This is a genomic window from Bacillus sp. FSL R5-0447 (assembly GCF_038606125.1).
Taxonomy (GTDB): domain Bacteria; phylum Bacillota; class Bacilli; order Bacillales; family Bacillaceae; genus Bacillus; species Bacillus velezensis.
Genome location: NZ_CP152012.1, coordinates 1,673,805 through 1,686,592, shown reverse-complemented (window position 1 = coordinate 1,686,592; position 12,788 = coordinate 1,673,805). Strand labels below are relative to the sequence as shown.

Here is a 12,788-nt window from a genome sequence, read left to right as displayed (position 1 = left end):
ATAATAAAACAGGCCCTGAGGCCTGTTTTTATTGTCATTATTTTTTAAACCAATCTTCTGACTCGGGATTCTGTTTCCATGATTTCAGTTTCTCAATGTCATCTGAATGAATCGTTCCGTTTTCAAGCGCGACTTCAATCAGCGTGTCATAATCCGTTAACGAGTAATAAGGAAGACCCGCTTTTTTAAAGGCTTCTTTTGCTTTCGGCAGTCCGTATGTAAAAATGGAAATGACGCCGAGGACTTCCGCGCCCTCTCTTTGAAGGGCCGCCGCAGCTTCAAGCACGCTGCCTCCGGTAGAAATCAAGTCTTCAATCACGACTGTTTTTTGTCCTTTCTTAATGGCGCCTTCTATTTGATTTCCTTTGCCGTGCGCTTTCGGTTTGCTTCTGACGTAGCACATCGGCGCGCCTGTACGATCTGCGAGAAGCGCAGCATGCGGAATGCCCGCCGTTGCAGTGCCCGCGATCATCTCCGCCTCGGGAAAATGCTCTTTCAGCAGTTTGCCAAGCCCGTCCGCCACATCATTTCTCACTTTTGGATACGACAATGTCAGACGGTTGTCACAATAGATCGGTGATAAAATGCCGCTCGCCCACGTAAACGGCTCATTCGGGCGTAAAAAGACAGCTTCAATGTGTAATAGATGTTTTGCGATAGCCTGTTTCATCGGCGAACGCCCTCCCATTCCAGTTTAATTGCTTCATATGCTTCAACGGGGTTTTCCGCTTTTGTAATTGAGCGGCCCACGACGATGGCTGACGAACCGTTTTCTTTCGCAAATGACGGAGTCGCCGTCCGGACTTGATCGTCAGCTGTGTCACTGGCCGTGCGGATGCCCGGTGTGACTGTCAGAAATGAAGGCCGGACCGCTTCATAAATGGCTTTTGTTTCATGTACCGAACATACCACTCCGTCCAGCCCGCACTCTTCCGCCATTTTGCCGTAATGCACAACCGTTTCTAACAGCGGCTTATGCAGCAGAAGCTCTTCCTTCGCCACCTGCTCTGAAGTGCTGGTCAGCTGAGTCACCGCGATTAAAGACGGGCGTTTGCTGCCTGCCGGCGTGCCTTCTTCAAGTCCCTCAAGGGCCGCGCGCATCATGCGTGCGCCCCCTGCCGCATGCACATTGACGAGATCAACGCCGAGGCCGGCCAGCCGCTTCATCGCTTTATTGACCGTAGTCGGGATATCATGAAGCTTTAAATCTAAAAATATATCACAGTTCCGTTCTTTTAATTGGTGAATGATGGCGGGGCCTTCCTGATAAAAAAGTTCCATCCCCGTTTTGACAAAAAGTCTTTCCTTTTCAAACAAGTCTAAAAACGTTAAAGTCTCTTCCCCTGATGCAAAATCAAGCGCGATGATGGGCAGGTTGTTTTTCATGTTTCCAGCTCCTTCCGATGCATTCACTTACAGATTGAAAGCCGTGCTGGCGCAGCACACGGGGGAGCTGTTCTATGATTTCCGGGCAGACGAACGGATTGACGAAGTTTGCCGTGCCGACGGCAACCGCACTCGCTCCCGCAAGAAGAAATTCTAATGCATCCTCTGCGGTCTGAACGCCGCCCATCCCGATAATCGGGATTTGAACGGCCTGGCTGACTTCGTATACCATCCGGATGGCGACCGGTTTGATCGCCGGGCCTGACAGTCCGCCCGTTTTATTTGCTAAGATCGGCCGTCCCGTCTTGAGATCGAGCCTCATCCCGATGAGTGTATTAATCATCGTCAGACCGTCAGCACCGGCCGCTTCAATCGCCTTGGCAATTTCGGTTATGTTTGCGACATTAGGCGAAAGCTTCACATACACAGGCACTGCGGAAACTTCTTTCACCGCTTTTGTCAGTTCGGCCGCCATAACGGGATCAGTACCAAAAGCAATCCCCCCCGTTTTGACATTCGGACATGAAATGTTAAGCTCAAGCGCATGCACATTCGGCGCTTGGCTGATGTGCTCGGCCACTTCTTTATAGTCGTCCACCTGAGAACCGGCGACATTTGCGATAATCGGCGTGTCAAATTGTTCGAGCCAAGGCAGCTCATGATTGAGCACATGCTCGAGGCCGGGATTTTGCAGACCGATGGCATTCAGCATTCCCGCGCTTGTCTCCGCCACTCTCGGCGTCGGATTTCCGAAGCGGGCTTCGTTCGTCGTTGCTTTAATCATAATGCCTCCGAGGCATGATAAATCGTAAAATCCGGCATATTCTTTCCCGAAACCGAAACATCCGGAAGCGGGGATGATCGGGTTTTTCAATTGGAGACCCGGCAGATTCACCTCTAACATTACAGCGCCACCTCCTCAGCTTTAAATACCGGCCCGTCAAGGCAGACCTTTACATAGGATGTATCGCTTTCACCCGTGCGGCATACGCAGGCGAAGCAGGCTCCGATGCCGCAGCCCATCCGCTCTTCCATCGAAAGATAAACCTCTTTATGGCCGTACTGCTGCTTCAGAGCTTTCAGCATCGGTGTCGGTCCGCAGCTTAGCAGGACATCGAATTCGAGTTGCTTTTCACGGATGACATCGGTGACAAACCCTTTCTCTCCATATGTGCCGTCAGCCGTCGCCACATAGGTGTCTCCGTACGCACGACATTCCTGTTCGTAAAAAACATCCTTTGCTGATTGAAATCCAAGCACATGAATGACGTTTACGCCTTTTTCCGTCAGGCGCTTTGACAGTTCCTGCAAAGGCGGAACCCCCACTCCGCCTCCGACTAACAGCGCGGTTTTGCCGGGTTCAATCCGCCGGATGGGGAATCCGTTGCCGAGAGGGCCGAGAACGTCTATCCTGCCGCCCTCTTTTTTCTCGGACAAAAGACGCGTTCCCTCACCGTCAGCTCTGTAGATAACGGATACTTCATTCGCGGCGAAATTGACGTCCGCAATGCTGAGCGGTCTTCTTAATAGCGGCGTGACCGCGTCACTCACCTTCAGATGAAGAAATTGACCCGGCTCGGTAAGGTGCCGGACAAGCTCTCCTTTCAGCACCATCTTATAAATCCGGTCGGCAATTTCTAAGTTGGATTGAACAGTCAAATGCGCTTTCTTCATATCGTGACTGCCGCCTTTTGATTGGTTTCGGATGCAGGCATATGATCCGCCCGGAATGTCATGCTTTCCAGTACCCGCAAAATGGCTTCGGCCGTATCTAAAGATGTCAGGCAGGCGACTCCGTTCTCAACGGATTCGCGGCGGATTCTGAAGCCGTCTCTGGCCGGCTGTTTGCCCTTTGTCAGCGTATTGATGACAAATTGCGCTTCGCCGTTTCTGATCACATCGAGCAGATTTTTCCCTTCTTCGCCGATTTTTCCGACGACTTGAGCCGGAATCTGAGCGTCTTTTAAATAAGCCGCCGTTCCTTCCGTCGCCAAGATTTTATAGCCGATGGCGTGGAACCGCTTCGCGATCAGCAGTCCTTCTTCTTTATCTTTATCGGCAACAGTCAACAGCACTGAGCCGTAGTTCGGGATTTGAATGCCAGAAGCAATCAGCGCTTTATAGAGCGCTTTTTCCAGGGTTGAATCTTTGCCCATGACCTCTCCCGTCGACTTCATTTCAGGGCCTAACGTAATATCCACTCTTCTCAGCTTCGCGAATGAGAAGACAGGCGCTTTCACGAATACCCCCTGCTGTTCAGGCTGCAGCCCCTCTTGATAGCCGAAATCAGCAAGCTTTTGGCCGAGAATGACCTTTGTCGCCAGATTCGCCATCGGAATCTTTGTGATTTTGCTTAAGAACGGCACGGTTCTGCTTGACCGCGGATTTACCTCAAGCACATACACTTCACCTTGCGACAGTACGAACTGGATGTTCAGCAACCCGATGATGTTAAGGCCTTTTGCCAAGGCTACAGTGTATTGTTCGATTTTTTTCTTAATGTCTTCGCTTAAAGACTGAGGCGGATAGACGGCGATTGAATCCCCTGAATGGACGCCGGCCCGCTCGATATGCTCCATAATTCCCGGAATAACGACTGTTTCGCCGTCAGATACGGCATCGACTTCGATTTCTTTCCCCGTCAGATAACGGTCGATTAACACCGGATGCTGCGGGTTGATTTTGACCGCATTTTTCATATAGTGAAGCAGCTCTTCTTCGTGATAGACGATTTCCATCGCCCGGCCGCCGAGCACATACGAAGGGCGGACAAGTACCGGATAGCCGATGGATGCGGCAATTTTGACCGCTTCGTTCACCGACACAGCGGTTTTTCCGAGCGGCTGCGGCACATTCAGCGCCTCAAGCGCCTGCTCAAACTTATCCCGGTCTTCCGCACGGTCTAAATCTTCAAGTGATGTGCCGAGGATTTTGACGCCGCGGGCGCTCAATTCTTCCGCAAGATTGATCGCCGTCTGGCCGCCGAATTGGACGACAACGCCTTCCGGCTGCTCCAAATCGATGATGTGCATGACATCTTCTACCGTCAGCGGTTCAAAATACAGTTTGTCTGATATGCTGAAATCAGTGGACACCGTCTCAGGATTGTTGTTGATAATAATCGCTTCATAGCCTGCCTGCTTGATCGCCCAGACAGAATGAACGGTCGCATAGTCAAATTCGACGCCCTGTCCGATACGGATCGGCCCGGAACCGAGGACGACGACGCTTTTTCTTGAAGTAATCTCAGACTCATTTTCTTCCTCATATGTGCTGTAAAAGTACGGGGTTTCTGATTCAAATTCCGCCGCGCATGTATCCACCATTTTATATACAGGCTTGATGTCTGCTTCTTTTCGCATTTGATACAGCTCTTGTTCCGGCATGTTCCATTCCCGGCTGATATATTTGTCGGAGAAACCGAGTTCCTTCGCTGTCTGCAGGACGGTAAGGCTGCCTTTTTCCGCTTTCAGCTCTGTTTCAAAAGCGACCAGCTTACAGAGCTTGTGCAAAAAGAATACGTCAATTGCAGAAAACTCATGAAGCTGCTCGACTGTGTAGCCTCTTCTGAACGCTTCAGCAAGATAAAACAGCCGTTCATCTCCGGCCTTTCTGATCCGTTTTTCCAAAAGCCCGTCAGAAATCTCTTCCGCATCCTTCAGTTCCAGGTGATAGACATCGGCTTCCAGTGAGCGGACCGCCTTTAACAGCGATTCTTCAAGGGTGCGTCCGATGGCCATGACCTCTCCGGTGGCTTTCATTTGCGTCCCGAGCCTGCGGTTTGCCGACTCAAATTTGTCGAACGGCCAGCGCGGGATTTTAGAAACGACATAGTCAAGCGCGGGCTCAAAAGCCGCATATGTTTTTCCCGTTACGGGATTCATCATTTCATCAAGAGAAAGCCCGACTGCGATTTTCGCCGCAAGCTTTGCGATCGGGTAACCCGTCGCTTTTGAGGCAAGGGCAGATGAGCGGCTCACCCGCGGATTCACTTCGATAATGTAATATTGGAAGCTGTCGGGATCGAGCGCGAGCTGAACATTACAGCCGCCTTCAATGCCGAGCGCGCGGATCAGCTTTAATGAAACATTGCGCAAAAGCTGGTATTCCCGGTCGCTCAAAGTCTGGCTCGGGGCAACGACGATGCTGTCGCCCGTATGGATGCCGACCGGATCGATATTTTCCATGTTGCAGACGACGATCGCGTGATCTCTGCTGTCTCTCATGACTTCATATTCGATCTCTTTGTAACCGGCAATGCTTTTTTCAAGAAGGCACTGATGGACGGGGCTGAGTTTTAATCCGTTTTCGACGATCTCTTTCAGTTCTGTTTCATTCGAGCAGATGCCGCCGCCCGTTCCGCCTAATGTGTAAGCGGGGCGCACGATAACCGGAAACCCGATCCGGCCGACAAATTCCTCGGCTTCCTGTAAAGTGCGGATGATCTCACTTTCCGGCACCGGTTCATTCAGCTCATTCATCAGCGTACGGAATAAGTCGCGGTCTTCCGCCTGCTGGATGGCGGACAGCTTTGTGCCGAGCACTTCCACCCCGCATTCCTCAAGAACCCCGAGTTCAGACAGCTCGACGGCAAGATTCAGTCCGGTCTGTCCTCCCAGAGTCGGCAGGATGGCGTCCGGCCGTTCTTTTCTGATAATACGCGTGAGAAACTCCGGCGTCAGCGGCTCTATGTATACCCGATCAGCCATTTCAGTATCCGTCATAATCGTTGCCGGATTCGAGTTGACGAGAATGACTTCATAGCCTTCTTCCTTCAAAGCGAGACACGCCTGTGTGCCCGCATAATCAAATTCCGCCGCCTGTCCGATAATAATCGGGCCTGATCCGATCACTAAAATCTTTTTAATATCTACGCGTTTTGGCATACCGCTTCCCCTTCTTTCTCAGTTGTTTCGATCAAGTCAATGAATCTGTCAAATAAATGATTGGCGTCTTCCGGCCCCGGTGAAGCTTCAGGGTGGTACTGAACCGTAAATGCCGGCAATGTTTTATGCTTGAGTCCTTCGATCGTTTGATCATTGATCGCAATGTGCGTCACTTCAAGCTCTGTCTCATCTATTGAAGAAACTGTATATCCGTGGTTTTGGGCGGTTAAAGCGACTTTCCCTGTCGCAAGCTCTTTAACCGGATGATTGGAACCCCTGTGTCCGAATTTCATTTTTTCCGTTTCCGCTCCGGATGCCAGTGCAAATAATTGGTGGCCGAGGCAGATTCCGAATAACGGCACCTTCCCGAGTATGCCTTTTATCATTTCAATGGCTTCCGGCACATCTTTCGGATCTCCGGGTCCGTTAGAAAGCATGATGCCGTCCGGCTTGAGCTGAAGCACTTCTTCCGCCGTTACATTGTACGGCACAACGATGACATCGCATTTTCTTTTGTTTAACTCTCTTAAAATGCCGTGCTTCATACCGAAATCGACGAGTACGATGCGTTTGCCGCGGCCCGGACTCGGATATGCCGTTTTCGCAGATACTTGAGCGACTTGATTTCTCGGCAGTTCCGTTTCTTTCAGCCTTGCAAGAACCTCTCCGACATTCTCCTCACTTGAAGCAAACGTTCCTTTTAATGCGCCGGCCGTGCGGATCATTCTTGTGAGCTTTCTCGTGTCAATCCCTTGTAAGCCGGGGATATTTTTCATTTTCAAATACTCGTCAAGCGTGTAAGCCGAACGCCAGTTGGAAGGCAGCTCGCACAGTTCTTTTACGATCAGCCCTTTTACAAAAGGAGTGATGGATTCAAAGTCATCTCTGTTAATTCCGTAGTTGCCGATCAGAGGATACGTCAGCGTCACGATCTGCCCGCAGTAAGAAGGGTCTGATAAAATTTCCTGATAACCGGTCATTCCCGTGTTGAATACGACTTCACCCGCGGTATGCTCCAGGCTCCCGAATGCTTCACCCTCAAATACCGCTCCATTTTCCAGCACTAGTCTTCTTTTCATTTGACGAGTCTCCCTTCTTCGTATGCAAGCTTACCGGCAGCCATCGTTGCAACAGGCCAGCCGAAGCACTTCATCTTGTTGAATGGCGTATTTTTTCCTTTAGATAAAAATGTATCTTTGTCAATGGCTGCTTCTTTTTCCAGATCAATCAGGGTGATGTCAGCCGGCGCCCCCGGTGCAAGCGTTCCGTACGGAAGATCAAATGCCTCGCAAGGTTTTGACGTCATGAAATCAACCAGCTGCTTCAGCGTCCACGCCCCGTTTTTCACAAAATGTGTGTACAGAAGCGGAAAGGCTGTTTCTAAACCGACGATACCGAAAGGCGCAAGCTTCATATCCGTGTTTTTCTCTTCTTCTGTATGCGGCGCATGGTCAGTGGCGATGAAATCAATCGTACCGTCTAAAAGCCCTTCAATCAGCGCCTCTCTGTCCTCTTTGCTGCGAAGCGGCGGATTCATTTTAAAATTGGTATCAAGTCCCGGGATATCTTCGTCACAAAGCAGCAGATGGTGAGGCGACACTTCCGCCGTCACGCGGATTCCCGCTTTTTTTGCGTCTCTTACGGCTCTGACGGATTCTTTCGTGCTGATATGACACACGTGGTAATGGCAGCCCGCCGCTTCCGCCAGCAGCACGTCACGGGCGATATGTACCGCTTCACAAATGGAAGGTATGCCGTTCAGGCCGTTCGCTTTTGAAAAAGATCCTTCATGCACGCTCCCTCCGTAAATAAGTGAGTTATCCTCACAATGAGCGACAATCGCTTTATTCATTGAAGCCGCCCGTTTCATGGCTTCATACATCATTCCGGCCGTCTGAACGCCGACGCCGTCATCGGTGAAGGCGAATGCGCCCGCGTCATGAAGCGCCTCAAAATCTGTCATTTCTTCGCCGGTTTGTCTGATCGTAATGGATGCGTAAGGAAGAACCCTGACAGATGAGGTTTCTTTGATCCGGTTTTGCAGCCATTCCATCTGCTCTTTCGTATCCGGCACCGGTCTTGTATTCGGCATGGCTGCGACTGTGGTAAAGCCGCCCCGCGCCGCGGCTTTAGAGCCCGTCTCAATGGTTTCTTTTTTCTCGCCGCCCGGTTCTCTGAAGTGGACATGAAGGTCTACGAGTCCCGGTGAAACGAACAGTCCGTCAGCGTCGATCACCGTTTCTCCGTCTTTCGCTGTCAGAAGCCCGGTTTCCGAAATGAATTCACCCGTTACCCGGATATCCTGTGCCACTTTTTCTCCCTGTTCATTTAACATCCAGCCGTTTTTAATGAGATAAGACATAAGCCGCTTCTCCCCTTTTTACATTGGTTTGCAGTGCTCTTTTTAAGACTGCCATTCTGATATACACGCCATTTTCCATTTGTTTAAAGATTCTTGATTTTCCGCATTCCACTAATGTTGTGTCAATTTCGACTCCTCTGTTCACCGGTGCGGGATGCATGATGATGGCATGCCGCTTCATGCTCTCCGCCCGCTTTGCGGTCAGCCCGTATGCTTCCAGGTAGCCTTTTTGGTCGGCTTCTGTCTGATGCCTTTCATTTTGGATGCGGAGCAGCATGACGACATCTGAAGCTTGTATGGCTTCATCCGTCTGTACACAGGTGCCGAAGGCGTTTTTCTCATCCTGCCATTGCGGCGGCCCTGAAAACAGCACGCGTGCGCCGAGCCTTGTCAGCACCTCGGCATTTGACCTTGCCACCCTGCTGTGTTTGATATCGCCATGAATGGAAACCGTCAGGCCCTGAAAGGTCTCAAATTCCTCTTGAATCGTCATTAAATCGAGTAATGACTGAGTCGGGTGCTGGCCGCAGCCGTCGCCGGCGTTTAAGATCGGAATATTGACTCTGCCGGTCAGATCTTTGTAATATTCATCCGTGCTGTGCCTGATGACGCAGGCGTCCGCTCCGATTGATTCCAGTGTTTTGACCGTATCGTATAAGGACTCGCCTTTTTGAACGCTTGTGCTCGTGCCGTCTAAGCTGAGCACGTTCATCCCGAGTTTCTTTTCCGCCACTTCAAAGCTGAACCGCGTTCTCGTGCTCGGTTCAAAAAACAGATTCGCAACAAATTTTCCCGCGAGTTCGGGGCGGACTGTTCCCTCTTTTATCGCTTTTGCCTCACGCAGCAGTTCTGTAATTTCAGCCGCGCTCAGTTCAGACATCGCCGTTAAATGATTCATGTTTTTCTCCTCCGTTTCCGCTTGAAGGCCGTAAAAAAACACCCCGGTCTATAGACTCGGGGTGCGGTTAAAGAGAGAAGCAGCGTACAGCTTCTTCCCGTTATAACCCTTCCAAGCCTCTCTGGACTTTCTTTAAAAGGTTTTACATATGATTTTGTTTTTCTGATGCAATCGCGTCTTCTTCATTTGCATGCGGCAGGATAAGGTTCAGGATGACTCCGACGATTGCCGCAAGCGCCATGCCGGATATTTGGAATCCGCCTTTTGATACTTGAATAAAAGCCCCTCCGACGCCGATCACGAGGATGACGGATGTGATAATCAAATTTCTCTTGTTTTCATAATCAATGTTGTTGTCAATCAGCATTCTTAAGCCGCTGGAGGCGATAATTCCGAAGAGCAGGAAGGAAACGCCTCCCATAACCGCGGACGGAACAGAGCTGATCAGCGCCGAAACTTTTCCGATAAATCCGAAGCACAGCGCAATCACTCCCGCGCCGCCGATGACAAAGACGCTGAAAACTCTCGTAATTGCCAGTACACCGATGTTTTCGCCATATGTTGTCGTGGGCGGGCCGCCGATTAACGAAGCGATGATCGTCGCTACGCTGTCCCCCATTATGGAGCGGTGCAGTCCCGGCTTTTTAATGAAATCCTGTCCGACAACTTTACTCAGCACCATTTGATGGCCGATATGTTCTGACATCGTCACGAAAGCGACCGGCACCATCGCAGCCGCAATGCCCAATGTCACTGACGGCGTATAGTCTTTAAAAGGGATGATAAATTCAGGAACGGCGAACCATTTTGCATCAATGACCGGCTGGAAATTGACGATGCCCTGTGTCAGCGCAAACAGATAGCCGCCTATAATGCCGATCAATACCGGAATCAGGCTTAAAAATCCCCGTAAAAAGATGGCGCAGATAATGGTGATGGCCAAAGTGACGCCGGCTACACTGAAATGTTTCAAGCTGTAGACGAGTTCCTTTGCATTCGGATCGGCATACATTGCCATATTGACGGCTGTGCTTGCCAGTCCGAGGCCGATGACGATGATGACCGGCCCGACGACCACCGGGGGCAATAGCTTCATCAGCCACCCCGTTCCAAGCTGCCTGATGAGCAGTGCGATCAGGCCGTACACAATTCCCGCCAGGAAAGCGCCGACCATGGCAGCCCCCGGCCCTCCCGTCGCCTTCACCAAGATAATCGGTGATATAAAGGCGAATGATGAGCCGAGATAAGCGGGAATCTGGCCTTTTGTCACCAAGAGATAGGCGAGTGTCCCGATTCCGCTCGTGACAAGCGCCACTGCCGGGCTCATTCCGACCAGTTTCGGCACGAGTATGGTTGAACCGAACATGGCGAATAAATGCTGCAGGCTGAATGACAGCCAAGACAATGGATTGGGGACGTCCCTGACTCCCAGGTTTACTTTTTTCTTACTCATGGCGTTTTCCTCCCGGTTGACTTTCAAATGGTATAAAAAAACCTCTTTGCTTTTTGCGCAAAGAGGCATACAAAACCTGGCCGCGTCGATCCGCCCGGCTTTGTGTTTTAAAATCCTCTTCGCAAACTCTCTGGAATGCATTTAAAAAGGGTGATTATTCATTTTCGTAAATGGCGACCATATCAGTCTGATCAACTTCGCTCAGCTGAACCATCACTTTTTCAGCTTTTGAGGTCGGAATGTTTTTCCCGATATAGTCCGCTCTGATCGGCAGCTCCCGGTGCCCTCTGTCGACAAGCACGGCAAGCTGTATCGATGACGGCCGTCCGACATCAACGAGGGCATCCATCGCCGCTCTCACCGTCCGACCGGTATAAAGCACATCATCAACCACAATGACTTTTTGGTCTGTAATATCGGCCGGAATGTCCGCGCCTTTCACAAGCGGCTCTTCATTGCTCGTTTTTTTCGTGAGGTCGTCACGGTAAAGGGTGATATCGATTTCCCCGACGGTGACCGGATTCCCTTCAATCTGTTCGATCCGCTCGGCCAGCCGCTTCGCTAAATAAATGCCTCTTGTTTTAATCCCTACAAGAATGCAGTCATTCATTCCTTTATTCCGTTCGATCATTTCATGGGCTATCCTTGTCAGCGCCCGCCTGATCGCCTGTTCGTCGAGAATAACAGCTTTTTGATTCACTCGTGACACCTCTCCATTCGTATATAAGAAGAAAAAACCCCTCCTGCCAGAGCATAGAGGGGTTCCTTTCCAGGACGAAGACACATGCGTATCTCTTCTGTCCTATCCGTTATCCTTCTCAGCCTCTCTGGACTGTGTTAAAGAATCTATTCAGCTTGTTTTTATTATTTCAGAAAAGAAAGTCGCTGTCAATGGCTATTTCTTAAATCTTCAATGAGTTTTTTCATATCTTCAGGAAGGGGCGCTTCAAACTCAATGTATTCGCCCGTCCGCGGATGATCAAAACCTAATATTCCGGCATGAAGCGCCTGACCATTGAAATCAATGGTTTTTCTCGGTCCGTACTTCGGGTCGCCCGCCAAAGGAAACCCGATATATTTCATATGAACACGGATCTGATGCGTTCTTCCGGTCTCAAGCCGGCACTCTACGAGCGTGAAATCTTGAAAACGCTCAAGCACGTGGAAGTGCGTGACGGCGTTTTTGCTGCTTTCTCTTGTTACGGTCATGCTTTGACGGTCTTTTTTATCTCTCCCGATCGGAGCGTCAATCGTTCCGTCATCATGTGAAATCACCCCGTGGACAACCGCTGTGTACTTTCTGGTCACGGTTTTATTGACGAGCTGATTAACGAGTGATTCATGCGCCATATCGTTTTTAGCGACCATTAACAGACCGGAAGTATCTTTATCAATCCGGTGGACGATTCCCGGACGCATGACGCCGTTAATGCCGGAAAGGTCGTTGCAGTGAGCCATCAGTCCGTTTACAAGCGTCCCTGTCACATGGCCGGGCGCCGGGTGTACAACCATGCCCCGCGGTTTGTTCACAACCAAGACGTCCTGATCCTCATAGTAAATGTCCAAATCCATCGGTTCTGCAAGCACGTCCAATTCTTCCGGTTCAGGAATGGTGACGTTTACCTGATCGCCGGGCTGCATTTTATAATTCGCTTTTACGGATTTGCCGTTAACGGATACCAGTCCCTCTTTTACCCATTGCTGCACTTGAGTGCGTGACCAGTTTTCTCCCGTTGAAGCCAAAAATTTATCAATCCGTTCGCTCTTTTGTTCAGGCTGAACGGTTATCTCAAATTGATTCAT

At 50.4% G+C, this 12,788-nt stretch carries 11 protein-coding genes; all 11 read right to left on the bottom strand.

What is annotated here, in order from left to right; translation table 11 throughout:
- Positions 1 to 37: 37 nt before the first annotated feature.
- The 11 genes from pyrE to NYE68_RS08545 all read right to left on the bottom strand — a co-directional run bounded on the left by pyrE (position 38) and on the right by NYE68_RS08545 (position 12,788).
- Positions 38 to 670: an orotate phosphoribosyltransferase gene (gene pyrE / locus NYE68_RS08595; RefSeq protein WP_061861443.1), complete on the bottom strand. Its 633-nt coding sequence runs from the start codon at positions 668 to 670 to the stop codon at positions 38 to 40.
- A complete protein-coding gene (gene pyrF, locus NYE68_RS08590; RefSeq protein WP_095352172.1) occupies positions 667 to 1,386 on the bottom strand; it encodes an orotidine-5'-phosphate decarboxylase in 720 nt (239 codons plus the stop codon). Before pyrF ends, pyrE begins: the two co-directional genes overlap by 4 nt.
- Positions 1,355 to 2,290, bottom strand: coding sequence for a dihydroorotate dehydrogenase (locus NYE68_RS08585; protein WP_003154377.1), 936 nt, complete (start codon positions 2,288 to 2,290; stop codon positions 1,355 to 1,357). Before NYE68_RS08585 ends, pyrF begins: the two co-directional genes overlap by 32 nt.
- Positions 2,290 to 3,060 (bottom strand): dihydroorotate dehydrogenase electron transfer subunit, encoded by a 771-nt coding sequence (locus tag NYE68_RS08580; RefSeq protein ID WP_324635860.1) that lies wholly within the window; start codon positions 3,058 to 3,060, stop codon positions 2,290 to 2,292. The genes NYE68_RS08585 and NYE68_RS08580 overlap by 1 nt, the downstream gene beginning before the upstream one ends.
- Positions 3,057 to 6,272, bottom strand: coding sequence for a carbamoyl-phosphate synthase (glutamine-hydrolyzing) large subunit (gene carB, locus NYE68_RS08575; protein WP_324635861.1), 3,216 nt, complete (start codon positions 6,270 to 6,272; stop codon positions 3,057 to 3,059). The genes NYE68_RS08580 and carB overlap by 4 nt, the downstream gene beginning before the upstream one ends.
- Positions 6,257 to 7,351 (bottom strand): carbamoyl phosphate synthase small subunit, encoded by a 1,095-nt coding sequence (locus NYE68_RS08570; RefSeq protein ID WP_007409730.1) that lies wholly within the window; start codon positions 7,349 to 7,351, stop codon positions 6,257 to 6,259. Before NYE68_RS08570 ends, carB begins: the two co-directional genes overlap by 16 nt.
- Positions 7,348 to 8,634, bottom strand: a complete 1,287-nt coding sequence (locus NYE68_RS08565) for a dihydroorotase (protein ID WP_324635862.1) — start codon at positions 8,632 to 8,634, stop codon at positions 7,348 to 7,350. Before NYE68_RS08565 ends, NYE68_RS08570 begins: the two co-directional genes overlap by 4 nt.
- Positions 8,618 to 9,532 carry an aspartate carbamoyltransferase catalytic subunit gene (locus NYE68_RS08560; RefSeq protein ID WP_015417435.1) on the bottom strand — a complete coding sequence of 305 codons (915 nt, stop codon included), beginning with the start codon at positions 9,530 to 9,532 and terminating at the stop codon, positions 8,618 to 8,620. Before NYE68_RS08560 ends, NYE68_RS08565 begins: the two co-directional genes overlap by 17 nt.
- 142 nt (positions 9,533 to 9,674) lie before the next feature.
- On the bottom strand, positions 9,675 to 10,985 hold the full coding sequence (pyrP, locus tag NYE68_RS08555; RefSeq protein ID WP_007409727.1) for a uracil permease PyrP: 1,311 nt from the start codon (positions 10,983 to 10,985) through the stop codon (positions 9,675 to 9,677).
- A 154-nt stretch (positions 10,986 to 11,139) separates the two neighbouring features.
- On the bottom strand, positions 11,140 to 11,685 hold the full coding sequence (gene pyrR, locus NYE68_RS08550; RefSeq protein WP_003154392.1) for a bifunctional pyrimidine operon transcriptional regulator/uracil phosphoribosyltransferase: 546 nt from the start codon (positions 11,683 to 11,685) through the stop codon (positions 11,140 to 11,142).
- A gap of 188 nt (positions 11,686 to 11,873) precedes the next feature.
- Positions 11,874 to 12,788: an RluA family pseudouridine synthase gene (locus tag NYE68_RS08545; RefSeq protein ID WP_007611300.1), complete on the bottom strand. Its 915-nt coding sequence runs from the start codon at positions 12,786 to 12,788 to the stop codon at positions 11,874 to 11,876.